The organism is Rhodococcus sp. 14-2470-1b (genome assembly GCF_002259415.1).
Taxonomy (GTDB): domain Bacteria; phylum Actinomycetota; class Actinomycetes; order Mycobacteriales; family Mycobacteriaceae; genus Rhodococcoides.
Genome location: NZ_NPFY01000011.1, coordinates 586,370 through 602,634, shown reverse-complemented (window position 1 = coordinate 602,634; position 16,265 = coordinate 586,370). Strand labels below are relative to the sequence as shown.

Genomic DNA, 16,265 nt, shown 5'->3' with positions numbered 1-16,265 from the left:
CAGAACATGAGCACCCAGACGCTGGACAAGTCGACAGAAGCCGCATCCGGAACGGCTGCCAAGAGCGCGACCACAACGTCCGCACTGGTCAGCACCACCGGACGCACCACCATCGCCGACACCGTCGTATCGAAGATCGCCGGTATCGCCACCCGCGAGGTCCAGGGCGTGCACGACGTCGGCGGCGGAACCTCCCGCGCCATCGGTGCACTCCGCGAGCGCATCCCAGGTGCACGCGTCAACCAGTCGCAGGGTGTGTCGGTCGAGGTCGGCGAGCGTCAGGCAGCCGTCGACATCGACATCGTCGCTGAGTACGGAGTGTCGATCGCAGATCTGGCGTCGGGCATCCGTCGCAACGTCATCACCGCCGTGGAGCGGATGACGGGCCTCGAGGTCACCGAGGTCAACATCGTCGTGCACGACGTCTTTCTCGACGAGGGTGACGACGAGTCCGGGCAGGAAGTGTCCGGGACGCGAGTTCAGTGACATCAGGACCCGATATGGGCGCACCCGACGTCTCGGAAGTCATCGCCGACGCGGTGACCGCGACGGCGGGTGTCGCGGGTCTGCACGGCGGTATGTTCGGTGAAGCCGCGACATACCTGCCGGGCAGGCGCGTTTCCGGCGTTCGGATCCGTGAGGACGGAAGCGTCGACGTGCACGTGATCTTGCGTCAGGGCAGCCCGATTCCGGCCACTGCCGACGCGATCCGAACGGCCGTAGCCGCTGTGGCCGACGGACCGGTTCACGTCACCGTCGAGGACGTAATCCGCTGATGATGCGGTCCACTCACGCATGAGCCGTTCGGCCGAGCACACCGCCGCCCGCCGCGCGGTGGCGAGAAAGCACCATCCGGACGTCGGCGGCGACCCGGCTGTGTACGCAGCCGAACTCGCCGCCGTCGACCGCAGGTTTTCTCGCGCACCCACCACGATTCGTCGGCGCACGTGGAAGCACTACTACCGCAGGATCTTCGGGCCCGCAGGGCGGCTGCGGTCCAAACGTTACTTCGACATCTAGCAGGAGCATCATCATGACGACGTCCACCATCGGCTTGTTCGTAGGACTTCTGTTGGCCATTGCGGCCGCTGCCGGCGGATTCACCGGATTTCTCTTCGCCGTGATCCTCGCGGTCGTCGGATTTGCCGTCGGTCGCTACATCGACGGCGAACTGGACGTGTCGATGTTCCAGAGCCGCGACGCGTTCTCGCGTGGCCGCCGCCATGACCGCTGACGAACGAGGCCACCTCGAGGTACGAGTTCGCGCCGTCACCCGCATCGCCGAGATCACGGCGAGCCGGGTGGACGGCGTGGAACGCGTCACCGGTGGTCTCACCTCGAAAACCCTGCCGCGCGTGGAGGCAACCGTCCGAGACGGAAAAGTGAGGGCGACGGTCGAAGCCGCCACGCGGTGGCCGACGCCCATCGCCGAGGTCGCTGCGCGAGTGCGAACCAGCGTGGCGGACGACCTTCGGAAATCCAGTGGGCTGGAGGTCGACACTGTGGATGTCGTGATGCGTTACGTCGCGCCGGAGAAGGTCACGAGTTCAGGGAGGCGAGTGGAATGACCACACAGGTATCGCCCAAGGCCGCGCCTCGCGCGAGTGCAGTCGCTGTGGTCCTCGCGTTGGCCCTCTGTGTCGTCGGTGTCGTTCTCGGTCGCGACACATCGATCGAATTCGGTTTCGTCGACGGTGCGCCATGGATCGCGCCTGCGATCGACTGGGTTCTGGGCGTCACCGTACTCGGCGCGATGCTGCCGATCGGCGTCGTCACCGCGGTGATCGGGCTCGTCCTGATCATCTGTGCGGTGTTGCCGCGCAGCCGAACTCACCGGCCGTCGGGTTCCGATGGGGTGTGGATCGCCAAGGGCACAGCGCCGGCACGAACTTCGTCGATCAGTGTCGGTACCGCCGCTGTCGACCGTCTGGTCACCGCGCTGGTCGGCATCCTTCTCGGCGCAGCCGGACTGGCGGCGGCCGCGTGGGAACGCGACCGGCTACCACAGTTCGTTCACGACGCCAGGCGGACGGTCGAGTCGTGGAACCCCACCGGGTGGGCAGACACGTCGTGGTGGCCGTGGGCGCTCACCGGCGCCACGGTCGTCGTATCCGTCGCTGGGTTGTACTGGCTGTGGGCACACCGGCCCAGGCGTGCCGCCTCTTTGATCGGTACCGACGACGCCAAGGTGGATCTGACCTCCGCCGCCCAGAACGCTGCCGCAGCACTGGCCTCGTCACCCGGGGTGGATGCAGCCAGCGGTCGTGTGGTGGACACCGGAAAGCACCGACTGCTCCGTATCTCTGCCCGCGCAAGCGACGCGGGCGCACCGTCGGCAGATCTCCTCGCGTCGGCCGCTGCACTCCGCGAGACCTGCGCCAGTGCCATGTCCGGACTTTCGGTGGACACCCAGGTGTTGATTCAGCCGCGTCGGGCCAGGTAATCGAGGGCGAGGGCATCCTGAGAATCGGTCGGGTGCTCTGGGCAGGTAGGCGTCGACGAGCAGAGCCGTCGTTCGGGCTGCACTCTCAGGTTGGGCACGTACAGTCACGCCATCGTCCGTACAGCGTTCACCGAACGCCGACTCGCCACGAAGAGAGTTCCTTATCGCCTCACCGACACCCACCCACGACGTCCATCACGCTGCCGCAGGAATTGCCTGGGTCCTGTGCTTCGCCTACTTGCTCGCGGAAGTGTTCACCGCGGCAGCGTGGAGTACCCCGTACAGCTTCGAGGAGAACTCGATCAGCTCGCTCGGGGTGACGACGTGCCACGTCGGGTCCTGCTCACCCCTGCACGACGTCATGAACGCTGCGTTCGTTGCCCTGGGGGTCCTGACTCTCGTCGGAGCACTGTTTCTGCATCGCCACATCAGAAGTGGACGGGTGAAGAAGGCGATCCTGTCGCTCGCCGTGATCATCGCGGTCAGCACCGCGGCAACCGGACTCTTTCCCGCCGACGACGGAACCATCCTGCACTGGGCCGCCGTGCTACCCGGCTTCATCGCTCGGCACGTGGTTCTGGCGTTGATCGCCTGGCACTTCTGGCGTGAGCGACGAGTAGTGGCACTCTGGTCCGCAGTCTGTGCACTCGTCGGTGTCGTCGGCGCGATCCTGATGCTGGCGCAGACATTCGGATTCGGTCTGGGGGAACGCCTGGCGCTCTACCCGATGCCCACGTGGATGGCCGTCACCGGCACAGCAGTACTCGTCGCGCTGGCCCGCCGGACGGTGCTGCGGCGGTTCGACGCGAGATGGCTTCACGTCGTCTTCCGCGCGTCAGCCGAATCGGGCCCGAAGATCGGCGCCCGCAGCAGCGGCGCCGAACAACCAGCCCTGCCCTAACGTCGCACCGAGGCCGAGCGCCCGCGCTCGATCCCGCTCGGATTCGATGCCCTCCGCGAGGATCACTGCACCGGTGGACGCGACGTACCGTCGGACGGCCGACAGGGCGCGCATGCTTCCGAACGCACGGGGCCGACGCAGCACCGACGCGTCGAGTTTCACGATGTCCGGTTCGACGATCGGCAGCGCTTCGAGAGTGCCGCGGTTGGCACCGACGTCGTCGAGAGCGATGGAGAATCCGCGCCGTCGGGCCGAGGTCACCATCGACCGAAGCCTGTCTGCGTCCCCGACGAGTCCGCGTTCGGTGATCTCGAGAACCACCCGTCCGTCGCCTTCCAACGCGTCGAGATGTGCCTCGGTTCGTTCGATATCCGTGATACCCGACGGCTCGTAGTTCAAGTACAGCGCCAGTCCGCGCCGCAGATCTGCCGAGCGTGCTTCCTTCAATGCCGCGGCACGACAAACGAAGTCGATGTCCGACACCACACCACGCGTGCGGGCGAGAGCGAACACCTCCGCGGGATCGACTCCGACCACCGTCGGCCACCGAGCGAGCGCCTCTACTCCGACGACGTCACCGCTCCGCAACGCGACCACCGGCTGGAAGCACGGAACCATGTCGTCGATCGCGACGAGTGCGGCGCGAGCGGACAGAGACGTGACCGGCGCCATCACACCGTTCTCTTCGGGTCGAGCGAGTCCGCGATCAACGCAGCGTGGAGCGATCGGAGTCCGGACGACTTCATCGGATCGATTCCGGTGATCTGCTGAATTCGCTTCAGCCGATAGTCAACGGTGTTCGGATGTACCACAAGCTGTTTCGCCGCCTTCTTACGATTGGCCTCGGTGGAGACGAACACCTGAAGGGTCGGCAGCAGATCCGGTACGCGGCGCAGTGGATCCAGCATCCTCTTGAGATGTCGGCGGCCGACACCTGGTCGAGCGATCTGGAACTCCAACGCCAAGTCTGCGATTCGATACACGCCGGGTCGATAGTCCAAGCGCTGCACCAGCCTGAGCAACTCGTAGGCATTCTCCGCGGCAGCCGCGATGCGCGATGTCACCGACACCGCCGCCGAGGCCGACACGGGAACGCCACCTGCCTCCGTCAACCGGGTGATCAGGGATTCGACGATACCTGCCACCGGATCCGGCACGAGGATCGTTCCGCCGGTCGCACTGAGAATCGCCAACGGCGGCTCGGCAGCGTGGAAGTCGGCAAGCGCGGATCGAATTCGCTGCAGTTTGCGAGTGGCCGCTGCCTCCCGTGCGACAGGGGCGCCTACCTCCTCGGCGTGCGGAGGAAAGTGCACCGCGACGACTTCGTATCGCTCGGCGAGCTCGGTGCCGTGCCTCTCGGCGATGGACGCGGCACTCTGGTCCCCGGTGAGCAGGGCGGTGACCAATGCCTGCGTCTGGTCCTGACCCTGCGCTGCCACGGCCTTGTACTCGTCCAGATACCCCGACGAGACCACCTCGGACACCACGTCGAGAAGTCCGAACATCAGCACTGCGCCGTCGACGAGCGCCCCGTGCTCACCGTCCACAGCGCGCCCGGCGATCATGCGAAGGCATCGCGAGAACCCCTCGTGGAACGCATGCTGGATGGCGGCCAGCGGAACGCCGATTCGAGCCCACTTGCCCGCGGACCGGCGCAGCCTGCCGAGCGCTTCGGCCGACGGCTGTACGCCGCTGTCCAGTACATCCGCCGCAAGCGCCACGCATTCTGCGGTCACCTCGGCGACGACGGTCCGGCCGGACCTTCCGGTCAGCTCACGACACTGGGTGGTGTCGAGGACGTGGTCGATGATCTTCTGCGTCGAGTCCCGCGCGACTCGAAGTTGATGGGATGCCGGACGCCCTCCCAAGCTCAGCCCCTCTGCCGAATCGGAGGACACCATCGTCGTTGCCATACGCTTCTCACCTTCCGAAACGTTCGGGGCGGCCGGGGCGTCCGCCATTGTCGTAGAAGGTCACGATAGAGCAACAAACGGACCGAGAGAATGTTTGGGTGCCTGAACATGGATCTGAAGTTGGATTCGGGGACATCTACTCACGCATTCGGGCCTGCAATTGTGACGAGTCCACGGCAGAACTGGACATTTTCACATTTCAACAACGCACCCGGGATTCAGGATTGCGGACCGGAAATGTCCGCAATCCGCTCTAGCTTGGGCTACATGAACATCAGCGACTTCACGATCGACATACCGCAAGCGGACCTGGACGACCTCGCCGCCCGGCTGACGCGAACCCGCTTCCCGAACGGCCGCGCCACCGGATGGGAAACGGGGACCGACCTCGACACGATGCGCCGCCTCACCTCCTACTGGGCGCAGGAGTACGACTGGCGCAGCATCGAAGCACGCCTGAACGAGTTCCCACACCATCTCGCCGACGGCACTCTGCATTTCGTCCACGCCCGATCGGATCGTCCGGACGCCCGTCCGATACTGCTGCTCCACGGCTGGGCAGACTCGTTCGCCAAGTACGTGGGGATCATCGACGCATTGCGCTACCCCGTGAACGCCGATGCGCCGGCGTTCCACGTGGTGGTGCCATCCCTGCCCGGATTCGGATTCTCCGAACAACTGCCCGACGGCGACGCGGGCCCGGAGACCACGGCCGCACCGCTCGTCGCGCTGATGGAGACCCTCGGGTACGACCGGTACTTCGTCCACGGTGGCGACTGGGGCAGCGTCGTCGGCCAGGAAGTGGTGCGCGCGAACCCGGACCGGATACTCGGATTGCACCTCACGGACATTCCGTTTCCCAACCTGTTCATGGTCGACCGAGAGTCCGTCACCGATGACGAGAAGACCTTCCTGGAAGCGCTCGACTCCTGGAGCGAGAACGACGCCGCCTACGTGTCCATCCAGTCGTCGAGGCCCTTGACTCTCGCCTACGGTCTCAGCGACTCGCCGGTCGGCCTCGCAGCCTGGATCGTCGACCACTTCGGTCGCCTCTCGGACTCGTTACCGAGCGGCGAGGACTTGATCACCAACGTCATGACCTACTGGGTACGCAACTCCATCCACTCATCGACGCGCTTGTACAGCGAAGGTGCAGCCTGGGATGAGGACAGCGGCGATCAGGACTGGGCAGGTACCGAAGACTGGGCAGATACTGCAGACTGGGACCAGGTCATCCACGTTCCGACGGCAATCGCTTTGTTCCCCAGAGACATCGGCCGGCCACCGCGCGAATTCGTGGAGCGCTTCTTCGACGTCGTCCGCTACACGGTCCAACCTCGTGGTGGACACTTCGCCGCCCTCGAAGTGCCCGAACTCGTCGTCGCAGACATCCAGGCCTTCGCCGGGGATCTGGAGGCCGGGTAGGCCGGCGTACGGATTCTCTTACGTGTCGATTTCGACAACCCTCGATCGTCATGTCTACGTACAACCACGAAGGATCCGGTACAAAATGGACATCGACGCCAGGAGAGAAACATGCGCTACACCTTGATCCTCAACAATGCCGAGCCCGAGGAGGGCGTCCTCGACCAGGAGACGATCGCCCAGATGCAGGAGGCGTTCGGAGCGTACGGCCGCGCACTCGAGTCCGCCGGTGTGCTCGTCGCCGCGGAAGTTCTGACATCCAGCTCGTCCGCGAGAACGCTGTCTCTACGCACCGGCGAACTGCAGGTTCAGGACGGTCCCTTCGCGGATACGAAGGAAGGCGTCGGCGGTGTCTTCGTGATCGAGGTACCCGACGAGGACGCCGCGCTCATGTGGGCCGAACGGTGCCCCGGCGCGCAGTACGGAGTGCTGGAAGTTCGAGCGGCCGCCACCTCCTTCGTCGACGGCGCGTGGACCTGAGAGGCCAACCGATGAGTGCAGTGCAGGAGTCGGCCGAACATGCTGTGCGCACGTCGTACGGCCGGCTCCTTGCCCTCCTCGCATCCGCGGACGGCGACATCGTGGCCGCCGAAGATGCCCTCGCCGACGCCCTGGAACGGGCGCTGACCACCTGGCCCCGCGACGGCGTGCCCACCGATCCCGACGCCTGGCTCCTCACCGCCGCCAGGAACAAGCGTCGGGACGTCTGGAAATCGGCGGCACACCGAACCTCGGTAGCGCTCGATCCCGTGGTCCACGCCGAATCGCGTCTCGACGACATCGATGTCGATGCACTGCCGGACAAGCGCCTTCAGCTGATGGTCGTGTGTGCCCACCCCGACGTCGACCGTGCGGTCAGGACACCGCTGATGCTCGACGTCGTGCTGGGGTTCACGGCCAAGGACATCGCGCAGGCGTTCGCGCTACCCGCCTCGACGATGGCGGCACGCCTGGGCCGAGCGAAGAAGCGCATCCGGGATGCGCACATCCCGTTCGAACTTCCCGATCGGAGTGCCATGCCGGCACGGATCGACGCAATTCGTGAGGCCGTGTACGGTGCGTTCGCGATCGACTGGAACGCCTCGGGATCCGAAGTGCGAGACAACATGATCGGTGAGGCAATGCACCTCGCCGAGACACTGTGCGCGGTGTTACCAGAGGACGCGGAGGCGCACGGGCTTGCCGCGTTGATCGGACTGTCCGCCGCACGAATGCCGGCACGCTGCCGAGGCGGGGTACTGGTTCCGTTGGCCGAGCAGGACTTTCGACTGTGGGACGCAGACCTGTTGCATCGCGGGGAGCAGCACCTCGCCGCGGCGCACCGCCTGGTGGCTGCAGGCTCCAGTGCACTCGGGCGTTTTCAACTGGAAGCAGCTGCCTCCGCCGTGCACTGCGGCCGCCGAAAGACCGGCCGAACGGACTGGACCGCGTTGCGCGAATTGTATTCCGCACTACAGACATCGGCACCGACAGTCGGCAGCGCCGTGGCACTCGCCGTCGTCACCGCCGAAACCGACGGCGCCCTCGCTGCACTGCATCTGCTCGATCGAACGAACGGAACCGAGCGATTCCAGCCCGCCTGGGCCACGCGCGCTCACCTGCAAGCTCAGCTGGGTGACATCGACTCCGCCAGATCCGCCTACGAGAAAGCCATCTCCCTCACCGCGGACCCTCCCACCCGTGCCTATCTGAACAAGCAGTTACATCGGCTGTGAAACCGAGGCGCATTCACAGCCCGCTCGTGCACCACGATGATTTCCAGCGCGCCGTCGAGTCCACCTCTGCGTAGGGACAGACATCGACCTTGGAGGTAACCATGACCGACGCACATGTCACCGGAGTGAGAATGGTGGCCATACCCGTCGCCGACCAAGACCGTGCAATCGAGTTCTACTCCGTTGCACTGGGTTTGACGAAGTCCGCGGACCGTGTGATCGAGGAACTCGGATCTCGTTGGGTGCAGATGAGCGCTCCCGGTATCGAGATCGCGCTACTGAAGGAGTACCCGGGGTTCTCTGCGGGCCGCGATACCGGCGTGCGGTTCGTGACAGGGGACGCCGGAGCCCTGCACGCCCACCTCGTCGGGCACGAGGCGAAGGTGAACGAACTTCTCCTCTGGGAGGGGCTGCCGCCGATGTTCGAGTTCGACGACATCGACGGCAACACCCTGTACGCAGTGGAGTGAAAACAATCGGCCTTGCTCCTAGGCTGCTTCGCGGTCCTCGTGCTGTTTCGCCTGCGTGAGTACGGCGGATTTGTCCGTGTACTGAAAGTGCGGGCGCTTGTCTCCGATGTACGAGCTCATCCACGACACCACGGCCACGTAGCGGTTGCGGAAGCCCACCATGTACATCAGGTGCACCGCCAACCACATGACCCACGCGACGGGGCCGGACATGTCGACCTTTCCGAACAACCGCACCACTGCACTGAACCGGCCGACGATCGACATGCTTCCCTTGTCGGTGTACGCGAACGGGGTTCCGGCTTCCGTCTTTCCGGTGATGACCTTCGCGACGTGGCGGCCCTGCTGCATCGCGACGGGCGACTGACCGGGCAGACCGTTCAACGATGTCACGTCGCCGATCGCGTAGATGTCCTTTGCCGTACCGACGGTCAGGTCGTCGTGGACGAGAAGCCTGCCGGCGCGGTCGGTCTCGCAACCGGTGCGTTCGGCGACGGTGGCCGCCAGATCGCTGGCCTGCACGCCGGCCGACCAGATGACGGTCTTGGCGGCGATGGTCCGCGACGTTTTCGTGTCCACGTCCTGAACCGTCACCGCGTCGTCGACGATGTCGGTGACCATGGCTCCGGTGACAACCTCCACGCCCGACTTCTCCAACTTCGCGCGGGCGTAGGTGCTGAGCTTGCCGCCGAATGCGGGCAACACGTCCTTGACGCCGTCGACGAGCGTCACCGTCACGTCGTCCGGATGGATGTCCGGGAAGGATCCGGCGAAGTACCGCTGGGCGAGATCCCTGATCTGCCCGGCCAATTCCACACCGGTGGCACCGGCGCCGACCACGACGAAGCTGAGCAGCTCCTTCCTCGCCTCCTGGTCGGAAGTCTGGTGAGCAGTCTCGTAGCAGCTCAGGATCTGCTCGCGCAGGGCGACGGCGTCGTCGACGGTCTTGAGCGCGAAGGTGCGGTCCTTGAATTCGTCGCGTCCGAAGTACGCCTGCGTCGCACCCGTCGCGACGATCAGTCGGCCGTACCCGATGGTGTGGCTACCGCCTGCGCCGATGTAGGTGACCTGGTGCAACTCGGGGTCGACGTCGACGACCTTGCCGAGCCGGACGTCGGCCGATTCGTAGCGGGCGAGGATACGCCGGACGGGTGGAGCGATCTCGCCCGTCGACAGCATGCCGGTCGCGGCCTGGTAGAGAAGCGGTTGGAACAGGTGCTCCGTCGTGCTGGAGATGAGCGAGAACTTCACGCCGGCCTTGCCCAGAGACTTGGCCGCAGCCAACGCTCCGAATCCCGATCCAACGATGACGACCTCGTACGTATCCACTGGTTTTCCTTTCCAATCGAGCAACCACACTCCATGAAACGCCCCGGCCAGTGGTCTATCAACGGGAAATTTGGAATAGAATCGATGAGTAAAACTCATGAATGGAGCGCTGTGGAACTTCGGCAACTGAAGTACTTCCTCGCCGTGGGCGAGGAGTTGAGCTTCTCGCGCGCCGCCGAACGGTGCTACGTCTCGCAGTCGGCGATCAGCCTCCAGATCGGCAAACTGGAACGCGAGATGGGCGAGTCACTGTTCGAACGGTCGTCGCGCTCGGTCCGATTGACCGTTGTCGGAACACAATTGATGTCCATCGCACGTCACATGGTCGAGCTCGAGCAGTCCGCGCTCGCGTTGACGGCCAGGCGCCGGAATCAGCTGCGACTGACCGGCAACATGACATTCGCGGCCAACGCAATCGCCGCGATCGTCCAAGTACGCGAGCGGCATCCGGAAGCCGAGATCGATTTCGTTCTGAAACGATTCGCCGAACAGATCGAAGCCGTCACGTCGGGCGACTGCCAGGTGGCCTTGATCCGAGGCAACGTCGAGCGCTCCGGTCTCGAAGTCACCGAACTGTGGAAGGAGAACCTCGTCGTCGTTCTCGCCGACAGTCACCCGCTGGCATCCGGGCCGGATCCTCGACTCGAGCAGCTCGCCCAGTACCCTCTGCTCCTACCCAAGCGTAGCGAGCAGATCCTGCTGCATCGGGTAATCGAAGGAGCAATGAAGAGAAGTGGTCGACGCCTGGCCTTCGGCCCACCTATCGCCATGGACCACACGGCAAGCGCTGAACTGCTCAACCACCCTGAATGCTGGTCCATCATCTACGCGAGCACGGCCGAGAGCACTCCGAAGACCGGGCTGGTGTTCCGCACCGAAGCGCAGCGCAGACTGAAACTTCCCGTCTCGGCGGTGGTCGACTCGTCCATCCCTCCGACGGATATTCAGCGGGATCTCATTGCTGCACTTGCCGATACAGCGCCGTCGCCGGTGCCGCTCTGACGCGCGGTGTCACAGGATGCCGGACTCGCGCATCTGCTGCACGACGAACGCCCCGGAGTAGACGTCGATGTACGTCCGTTCCGTCTGATGCGGCGAGAACGCGACCCCGAACCGAACCGGGCCCGGCTCGGACCGCGACACCGCGATGTCGACCGAGTATCGACCGTCCGGGGTGCTCACATCACCGGCGCGATAGAGGTAGTCGGCGACTCCCACCCGAACATCACGTTGCTCTGCTTTCTTTCCTGCACCGGTGATCTCCCGGAATGAGATGGAGTCCAACCCGACACACGAGTAGACCCGCGCGAAGACGTCGCCCTCCGGGTCCACCCAGCCTCCGCCGAGCGCACCACCCGCCTGCGACAGCCACTCGTCGGCCCACTCGGGAGCGGTCTCCCCAGTCACACGCAGATCCGACGCCACCGCGTCGCTGCAACTGGGGTCGCCCGGCTGCGGCGCGGCACACCCGCCGATCGCAGCCACAGCGACCAGCACAGGCGCGACAACCTTCTTCACCGCTTCCACCACCTCATCCCAGACCGCCGGCGACACTCGTCACCGAAAACCATACCTTTCGGATTGTTCCTGCAGTGCGTCATGCCGTGGGACGGGAGCAGCCAGCATCGCGTCGAGCCGCGGCTGCCACTCGGTTCGATCGTCGGCGAAACATCTCGTCAACACCTCGATCATCGCTCCGGGCGCAACCGAGGCGCCGGGCGAGGCACCGAGCAAGCCCGCGATCGATCCGTCACCGCCGGTGACGATTTCCGTGCCGAACATCAGATCGCCGCGAAATCTGCTGCGTGGCTTGATCACCTGAGCTCGCTGACCGGCCTGGATCAGTCGCCAGTGCGCGGGATCGGCGTCGGGGTAGAACGTTTCGAGTTCGGCGAACTTTCGTTTCGACGACGCCAGAACCTGCCCGGCGAGATAACGGACGAGGGGGAGGTTGCGGATACCGACCGACAACAGAACGGGAAGGTTTCGAAGGCGGACGGTACCGAAGAGATCGCGGAGACGCCCGTGTTTCAGCAGGCGGGTGCTGAAGGTCGCGTACGGTCCGAACATGAGCGACGTCATGCCGTCGACATGCCTTCTGTCCAAGTGCGGCAACGACATCGGGGGTGCACCGAGCGACGGTTTACCGTAGACCTTCACACCGTGCCGCGCGACGACCTCCGGGGCATCGGTGAACAAGAACTCGGCGCCGAAGGGAAACACTCCGTACCCGCGGATTTCGGGAACACGAGCCTTCTGCAACAGACGCAGTGCGTAACCGCCGGCGCCGACGAACACGAACCGCGCGCGAACCTCGAACACCCGCCCGGTCGACCGGACTCGACCCGAAAGATGCCACAGACCGTCCGACGTGCGGCGCAGACGTGTCACCTCGTGGCCGGTGCGGATCAAGCACCCGCTGGCCTCCATCGTCCGGCCGAGCGATTCGGTGAGCGCGCCGAAGTCGATGTCGGTCCCACCGGCGTCCCAGGTCGCCGCGATCCGCTCGTCCGGCGCGCGACCGTCGACGAGCAACGGCGCCCAGCCGCGAATTCGATCACGATCCTCGGAATACTCCATACCCTGGAACAGGGGGTTCGACTTCAGCGTCTCCCATCTGACTCGCAGGTAGTCCGCATCGACATCGCCGAACACCACGTCCATGTGAGGCACTGCGTTCAGGAACGACGGATCGAGGTCCCCGCTCCGCGTCAGCGAGTCCCAGAATGCCCTCGACACCGCGAACTGCCGTGCGATCTGCTCGGTCCGGGACGAGTCGTCGGCGTCGGGCATGTAGTTGAGTTCGCACAGACCTGCGTGACCGGTACCCGCGTTGTTCCACGGACCCGAGCTCTCGCCGGCCAGCCGGTCGAGTCGCTCGAACAACGCGATCGACCTGTTCGGCAGCACCTTCTGGATCAGCGTTCCGAGGGTCGTGGACATGACGCCGCCGCCGACGAGCGCGACGTCCAGGATTTCCGCGTGTGATGTCATGCCGTCAATGCTGGCGGCGACGAGACCGTTCCGTCCAATGAGAAGTTCGAGCAATTATCATGCGGAAATGGATGACTACTCGTTCGACCGCCCGGAGTCCGTAGCGCCCCTGCTCGCCGCCTTCGACGCCGTCGCCGCGGAGGGCCACGTCACCCGCGCGGCCGCCCGGCTCGACGTGCCCCAATCCTCGGTCAGCAGAAGGGTGCACAGCCTCGAGCGCATCCTCGGGTTGGCGCTGATACAACCGGTGGGTCGCGGGGTCACGCTGACCGCGTCGGGCCGAGAGTTGTTCGACCGCACCCACCATGTGATGCGGGAACTCGACGACGCTGTCGCCGCGGTGCGGTCCGACGCCGATCCGGACAGCGGAGTCGTCGGGTTCGGATTCCCTCTGACGCTCGGATCCCGTTCGGTGGCCGCCCTTCTGACGGACTTTCATGCAGTCGCTCCCCGCGTCAGGGTTCGACTGGTGCAAGCACACGGCGAAGCCCTCGCGGACATGATTCGCGACGGCCGATTGGATCTCGCCGTCATGATTCCTCCGCCCGACGATCTGGACGTGACGGTGCTGGGCAGCCAGCAGATCTTCGTCCACGTAGCGGCCACACACCCGTTGGCGTCTCGTCGGGCACTCGCGGTCGAGGATCTCGCCGACGAAGCCTTCGTGGCCAGCCCACCGTCGTTCCAGCTCCGCACCCTGCTCGACACGTGGTGCGCGGAAGCCGGATTCGTCCCGCGGGTTCCCTTCGAGATCAGTGAGATCGACACCATCGAGGCACTCGTACGAGCCGGGCTCGGGGTCGCGCTGCTACCCAAACCGGAGGTCACCGTCGCCGGAGTGACGACCGTTCCCTTGACCGGTGACCGCACTCGATCGGTCGGGCTGGCGACGGGTCGACGCCGACCGACAGCTCCCGTCGCGCACTTCCATCGTCACGTCACCCACCACGCGCAGCAGCTCATTGTTCGACCCTGAGCGCTCGGAGCCCGCCTACCCGAGAACTCCGATGTCAGAGAACATGACCCGAGGACAGCTCGATACCCCGCCCGACCCGAACGACGCTCTCGCGCAGAATCAGATAGGCCGACTCCAGATCCACATTCGTCGCCAGCACAGTACCGTCCGAGAATTGAATCCCACCGTGCTCACCGGACGAAACACGCACGACGGTCGAGCCGATTGCCGGTGAACCGGTCGGTGACGCAGGCGCGGCGGACGTTTCCGGCGCGTCCAGCGTCTCGATGATGCCGCCGGGAAGGCACAGCACCGTCGCACCGTCCGGCGCCGTGTATTCCCAGGACTCGACTTCCTCCCGGGGGGCTGCGGTGACGGCAGTTCCATCGTCGAACTGCAGCGTCAGCGTGCCGTCCGCAGACAACTCGGACAACGTGCACCGCGCGGTCAGCAGGGACGTCAATGCACGCAGCCCCTCGAACTGGTTGTCCTCGTCGAACCGTGTGCCACCGATGTCGAGCTGACTGAACGCCACCGCCGAACCGTCGTCGAAGCCGATACTCAGATCGAAGTCGAGGTGAACGTTCCGCACTCGTGCGTTCTGCACGTCGACCGTCGTCACCGGGGAGGTCCCCCGGAGGCGAGGTGGACGGCGCGCTGGAACACACCGTTCAGATCGGTTGTCTGCGGGCCTGGTTCGAGGACCAGAGTGGTCGCACCGGCCTCGACGTACGCGTCGAGGTCATCCACCTGATCCGACACGTACACGACGATGTCGTGGCCCGGCCCACCGACGATGTGGCCGATGGCGTCGCGGACCTGCTGCGGCGTCGTGGAACTCGTCAGGATCGTCCCGCAGCTCGTCTCGCCGCTCACACTAAGGGTTTTCGGTCGCGTCGCACCGACCAGAAGTGGCGGAGGCACCGCCGGCGGCCAATCCAAGCGGACGTTGTCCAACGAGACGTAGCGGCCTCGAACGTCAACCGTCTCACCTGCCAGCAGACTAGTCAGTGCCGTCATCTGCTCGCGAAGAAGAGTCAGCGGGGACTGCACTCGCGCCCCGAACCTGGCCCATCCAATCCTGCACACCGTGACCGAGCCCGACCCGCGTCCGTCCCGGGTGCAGCCGAGCCAGAGCAGCGACCTCCATCGCCGTGGACGCGACGTTCCGCAGCGGGGTGGGCAGGACTCCGATCCCGACCTTCACCCGCGGCGTCACCGCGAGAACAGTTGCGGCCATGGAGATTCCCCCGGAGAAGAAACAGTCCTCCCACAGCCAGATCTCGTCCACCCCCGCCGTGTCGGCCGCACGCGCCGCGTCGACGATGGCCTCCGGCGGCAGTTCCGGTCTCAGCACAACACCGAATCGCGTCATCACATCCCCTTCTCTTCCACTTCATCCTCCACTCCCGCTTCACCGAAGGTCATTCCGCAGGCTCCACTCCCGCCCCACCGAAGGTCATTCCGCAGGCTCCACTCCCGCCGCACCGAAGGTCATTCCGCAGGCTCCACTCCCGCCCCACCGAAGGTCAGGATCGACGCCTACCCAGCAGAAGAACCCCGCCGACGGCAACGACCACGCTGACCACTCCGGCGACCCCGAGCCACAGCGTCGCACCGATCGGAGGGGAATCGGTCTCCAGCACGGTGGGAGTGCCGTAGGAGCGCTCGGCAGCGTCGCGCGTCGTACGATCGGTCCCCGGCGCCGTGGCCGAACAGCTGTTGACCTGCAAACGATCCCGCGACGACTCACCGCGTTGGGCGAAGAAGATGTATTCGTCACCGACCGCCAGCGTCGAGCCACACGCGGCCGACTCCGCGGCCGTCGACACCACGGCGTCGGCATCCACGTCACCGTCGTAGATCTCGCTGACCCGAACGCTGTAGGTGAGTGTGCTGCCGTCGTCGCGGACATCGGTCGCCACCCCGACGAAGACCGCGCCGTCGGGAGACGAGTGCTGTCGAACACGGTCACTCACCTGAGACAGGCCGTAGGCACACGTGCAAGCCTGCGCGACGGGGGGAGTGATGCCGGTCGCCAACCCTGCCGCCACGGCACCGACCAACACGACTCGCCCTGCGATCCGCCCCGTACGCATGAGACCAGCGTCGCACGCCAC

22 protein-coding genes are annotated in these 16,265 nt (G+C 65.3%); 13 read left to right on the top strand and 9 right to left on the bottom strand.

The window, feature by feature from the left end; genetic code table 11:
* Positions 1 to 6 precede the first annotated feature (6 nt).
* The 7 genes from CH293_RS09895 (at position 7) to CH293_RS09865 (ending at position 3,344) form a co-directional block, all read left to right on the top strand.
* Positions 7 to 486 carry an Asp23/Gls24 family envelope stress response protein gene (locus CH293_RS09895; RefSeq protein WP_037109721.1) on the top strand — a complete coding sequence of 160 codons (480 nt, stop codon included), beginning with the start codon at positions 7 to 9 and terminating at the stop codon, positions 484 to 486.
* Between the two features lie 14 nt (positions 487 to 500).
* Positions 501 to 776: an Asp23/Gls24 family envelope stress response protein gene (locus CH293_RS09890; protein ID WP_037109724.1), complete on the top strand. Its 276-nt coding sequence runs from the start codon at positions 501 to 503 to the stop codon at positions 774 to 776.
* A gap of 19 nt (positions 777 to 795) precedes the next feature.
* Positions 796 to 1,020: a hypothetical protein gene (locus tag CH293_RS09885; protein ID WP_037109727.1), complete on the top strand. Its 225-nt coding sequence runs from the start codon at positions 796 to 798 to the stop codon at positions 1,018 to 1,020.
* Positions 1,021 to 1,033: 13 nt separating this feature from the next.
* On the top strand, positions 1,034 to 1,234 hold the full coding sequence (locus CH293_RS09880; RefSeq protein WP_037109731.1) for a DUF2273 domain-containing protein: 201 nt from the start codon (positions 1,034 to 1,036) through the stop codon (positions 1,232 to 1,234).
* The gene (locus tag CH293_RS09875) at positions 1,224 to 1,568 is read left to right on the top strand and encodes an Asp23/Gls24 family envelope stress response protein (RefSeq protein WP_230595541.1); all 345 of its coding nucleotides are present in this window, start codon (positions 1,224 to 1,226) and stop codon (positions 1,566 to 1,568) included. The genes CH293_RS09880 and CH293_RS09875 overlap by 11 nt, the downstream gene beginning before the upstream one ends.
* Positions 1,565 to 2,443, top strand: a complete 879-nt coding sequence (locus tag CH293_RS09870) for a hypothetical protein (RefSeq protein WP_094720053.1) — start codon at positions 1,565 to 1,567, stop codon at positions 2,441 to 2,443. Before CH293_RS09875 ends, CH293_RS09870 begins: the two co-directional genes overlap by 4 nt.
* Before the next feature lie 238 nt (positions 2,444 to 2,681).
* The gene (locus CH293_RS09865) at positions 2,682 to 3,344 is read left to right on the top strand and encodes a DUF998 domain-containing protein (RefSeq protein WP_052059253.1); all 663 of its coding nucleotides are present in this window, start codon (positions 2,682 to 2,684) and stop codon (positions 3,342 to 3,344) included.
* Here CH293_RS09865 and CH293_RS09860 read toward each other — a convergent pair.
* Entirely contained in the window at positions 3,279 to 4,016 is a 738-nt protein-coding gene (locus CH293_RS09860; protein WP_037109738.1) for an EAL domain-containing protein, read from the bottom strand. The genes CH293_RS09865 and CH293_RS09860 overlap by 66 nt on opposite strands.
* Positions 4,016 to 5,257, bottom strand: coding sequence for a CdaR family transcriptional regulator (locus CH293_RS09855; RefSeq protein ID WP_094720108.1), 1,242 nt, complete (start codon positions 5,255 to 5,257; stop codon positions 4,016 to 4,018). Before CH293_RS09855 ends, CH293_RS09860 begins: the two co-directional genes overlap by 1 nt.
* A gap of 267 nt (positions 5,258 to 5,524) precedes the next feature.
* Between CH293_RS09855 and CH293_RS09850 the strand changes: the two genes are divergently transcribed.
* The 4 genes from CH293_RS09850 (at position 5,525) to CH293_RS09835 (ending at position 8,867) form a co-directional block, all read left to right on the top strand.
* Positions 5,525 to 6,682: an epoxide hydrolase family protein gene (locus CH293_RS09850; protein WP_094720054.1), complete on the top strand. Its 1,158-nt coding sequence runs from the start codon at positions 5,525 to 5,527 to the stop codon at positions 6,680 to 6,682.
* A 111-nt stretch (positions 6,683 to 6,793) separates the two neighbouring features.
* Entirely contained in the window at positions 6,794 to 7,162 is a 369-nt protein-coding gene (locus CH293_RS09845) for a YciI family protein (RefSeq protein WP_020110410.1), read from the top strand.
* Positions 7,163 to 7,173: 11 nt separating this feature from the next.
* The gene (locus CH293_RS09840; protein WP_094720055.1) at positions 7,174 to 8,397 is read left to right on the top strand and encodes an RNA polymerase sigma factor; all 1,224 of its coding nucleotides are present in this window, start codon (positions 7,174 to 7,176) and stop codon (positions 8,395 to 8,397) included.
* Between the two features lie 101 nt (positions 8,398 to 8,498).
* On the top strand, positions 8,499 to 8,867 hold the full coding sequence (locus CH293_RS09835; protein ID WP_094720056.1) for a VOC family protein: 369 nt from the start codon (positions 8,499 to 8,501) through the stop codon (positions 8,865 to 8,867).
* 18 nt (positions 8,868 to 8,885) lie between these two features.
* On the opposite strand, the gene CH293_RS09830 is transcribed toward CH293_RS09835, so the two are convergent.
* Positions 8,886 to 10,196, bottom strand: a complete 1,311-nt coding sequence (locus CH293_RS09830) for an NAD(P)/FAD-dependent oxidoreductase (RefSeq protein ID WP_094720057.1) — start codon at positions 10,194 to 10,196, stop codon at positions 8,886 to 8,888.
* An 84-nt stretch (positions 10,197 to 10,280) separates the two neighbouring features.
* Between CH293_RS09830 and CH293_RS09825 the strand changes: the two genes are divergently transcribed.
* A complete protein-coding gene (locus CH293_RS09825) occupies positions 10,281 to 11,198 on the top strand; it encodes a LysR family transcriptional regulator (RefSeq protein WP_230595542.1) in 918 nt (305 codons plus the stop codon).
* A gap of 9 nt (positions 11,199 to 11,207) precedes the next feature.
* On the opposite strand, the gene CH293_RS09820 is transcribed toward CH293_RS09825, so the two are convergent.
* Both CH293_RS09820 and mqo read right to left on the bottom strand, forming a co-directional pair.
* Complete coding sequence (locus CH293_RS09820; protein ID WP_241483752.1) at positions 11,208 to 11,714, bottom strand: hypothetical protein; 507 nt, start codon at positions 11,712 to 11,714, stop codon at positions 11,208 to 11,210.
* A gap of 39 nt (positions 11,715 to 11,753) precedes the next feature.
* Positions 11,754 to 13,190, bottom strand: coding sequence for a malate dehydrogenase (quinone) (gene mqo / locus CH293_RS09815; protein ID WP_255122778.1), 1,437 nt, complete (start codon positions 13,188 to 13,190; stop codon positions 11,754 to 11,756).
* A gap of 67 nt (positions 13,191 to 13,257) precedes the next feature.
* On the opposite strand from mqo, the gene CH293_RS09810 reads away from it, so the two are divergent.
* Positions 13,258 to 14,166 carry a LysR family transcriptional regulator gene (locus CH293_RS09810; RefSeq protein WP_037109758.1) on the top strand — a complete coding sequence of 303 codons (909 nt, stop codon included), beginning with the start codon at positions 13,258 to 13,260 and terminating at the stop codon, positions 14,164 to 14,166.
* A 34-nt stretch (positions 14,167 to 14,200) separates the two neighbouring features.
* Here CH293_RS09810 and CH293_RS09805 read toward each other — a convergent pair whose 3' ends face one another.
* The 4 genes from CH293_RS09805 to CH293_RS09795 all read right to left on the bottom strand — a co-directional run bounded on the left by CH293_RS09805 (position 14,201) and on the right by CH293_RS09795 (position 16,244).
* Positions 14,201 to 14,767 carry a DUF6188 family protein gene (locus tag CH293_RS09805; RefSeq protein WP_037109759.1) on the bottom strand — a complete coding sequence of 189 codons (567 nt, stop codon included), beginning with the start codon at positions 14,765 to 14,767 and terminating at the stop codon, positions 14,201 to 14,203.
* Positions 14,764 to 15,165, bottom strand: a complete 402-nt coding sequence (locus CH293_RS28535; protein WP_255122779.1) for an LLM class flavin-dependent oxidoreductase — start codon at positions 15,163 to 15,165, stop codon at positions 14,764 to 14,766. Before CH293_RS28535 ends, CH293_RS09805 begins: the two co-directional genes overlap by 4 nt.
* Positions 15,149 to 15,520: an LLM class flavin-dependent oxidoreductase gene (locus CH293_RS28530; protein ID WP_255122781.1), complete on the bottom strand. Its 372-nt coding sequence runs from the start codon at positions 15,518 to 15,520 to the stop codon at positions 15,149 to 15,151. The genes CH293_RS28535 and CH293_RS28530 overlap by 17 nt, the downstream gene beginning before the upstream one ends.
* 154 nt (positions 15,521 to 15,674) lie before the next feature.
* Positions 15,675 to 16,244, bottom strand: a complete 570-nt coding sequence (locus tag CH293_RS09795; protein ID WP_255122782.1) for a hypothetical protein — start codon at positions 16,242 to 16,244, stop codon at positions 15,675 to 15,677.
* Between the last annotated feature and the right edge of the window lie 21 nt (positions 16,245 to 16,265).

What these genes read in the sequence shown, in the direction of transcription:
- CH293_RS09860 (WP_037109738.1), bottom strand. Translation starts at nt 4,016, where the DNA reads ATGGCGCCGGTCACGTCTCTGTCCGCTCGCGCCGCACTCGTCGCGATC.
- CH293_RS09825 (WP_230595542.1), top strand. Translation starts at nt 10,281, where the DNA reads ATGAGTAAAACTCATGAATGGAGCGCTGTGGAACTTCGGCAACTGAAG.
- CH293_RS09840 (WP_094720055.1), top strand. Translation starts at nt 7,174, where the DNA reads ATGAGTGCAGTGCAGGAGTCGGCCGAACATGCTGTGCGCACGTCGTAC.
- CH293_RS09855 (WP_094720108.1), bottom strand. Translation starts at nt 5,257, where the DNA reads ATGGCAACGACGATGGTGTCCTCCGATTCGGCAGAGGGGCTGAGCTTG.
- CH293_RS09795 (WP_255122782.1), bottom strand. Translation starts at nt 16,244, where the DNA reads ATGCGTACGGGGCGGATCGCAGGGCGAGTCGTGTTGGTCGGTGCCGTG.
- CH293_RS09850 (WP_094720054.1), top strand. Translation starts at nt 5,525, where the DNA reads ATGAACATCAGCGACTTCACGATCGACATACCGCAAGCGGACCTGGAC.
- CH293_RS09875 (WP_230595541.1), top strand. Translation starts at nt 1,224, where the DNA reads ATGACCGCTGACGAACGAGGCCACCTCGAGGTACGAGTTCGCGCCGTC.
- mqo (WP_255122778.1), bottom strand. Translation starts at nt 13,190, where the DNA reads ATGACATCACACGCGGAAATCCTGGACGTCGCGCTCGTCGGCGGCGGC.
- CH293_RS09870 (WP_094720053.1), top strand. Translation starts at nt 1,565, where the DNA reads ATGACCACACAGGTATCGCCCAAGGCCGCGCCTCGCGCGAGTGCAGTC.
- CH293_RS09835 (WP_094720056.1), top strand. Translation starts at nt 8,499, where the DNA reads ATGACCGACGCACATGTCACCGGAGTGAGAATGGTGGCCATACCCGTC.
- CH293_RS28535 (WP_255122779.1), bottom strand. Translation starts at nt 15,165, where the DNA reads ATGACGGCACTGACTAGTCTGCTGGCAGGTGAGACGGTTGACGTTCGA.
- CH293_RS09845 (WP_020110410.1), top strand. Translation starts at nt 6,794, where the DNA reads ATGCGCTACACCTTGATCCTCAACAATGCCGAGCCCGAGGAGGGCGTC.
- CH293_RS09810 (WP_037109758.1), top strand. Translation starts at nt 13,258, where the DNA reads ATGGATGACTACTCGTTCGACCGCCCGGAGTCCGTAGCGCCCCTGCTC.
- CH293_RS09880 (WP_037109731.1), top strand. Translation starts at nt 1,034, where the DNA reads ATGACGACGTCCACCATCGGCTTGTTCGTAGGACTTCTGTTGGCCATT.
- CH293_RS09890 (WP_037109724.1), top strand. Translation starts at nt 501, where the DNA reads ATGGGCGCACCCGACGTCTCGGAAGTCATCGCCGACGCGGTGACCGCG.
- CH293_RS28530 (WP_255122781.1), bottom strand. Translation starts at nt 15,520, where the DNA reads ATGACGCGATTCGGTGTTGTGCTGAGACCGGAACTGCCGCCGGAGGCC.
- CH293_RS09885 (WP_037109727.1), top strand. Translation starts at nt 796, where the DNA reads ATGAGCCGTTCGGCCGAGCACACCGCCGCCCGCCGCGCGGTGGCGAGA.
- CH293_RS09895 (WP_037109721.1), top strand. Translation starts at nt 7, where the DNA reads ATGAGCACCCAGACGCTGGACAAGTCGACAGAAGCCGCATCCGGAACG.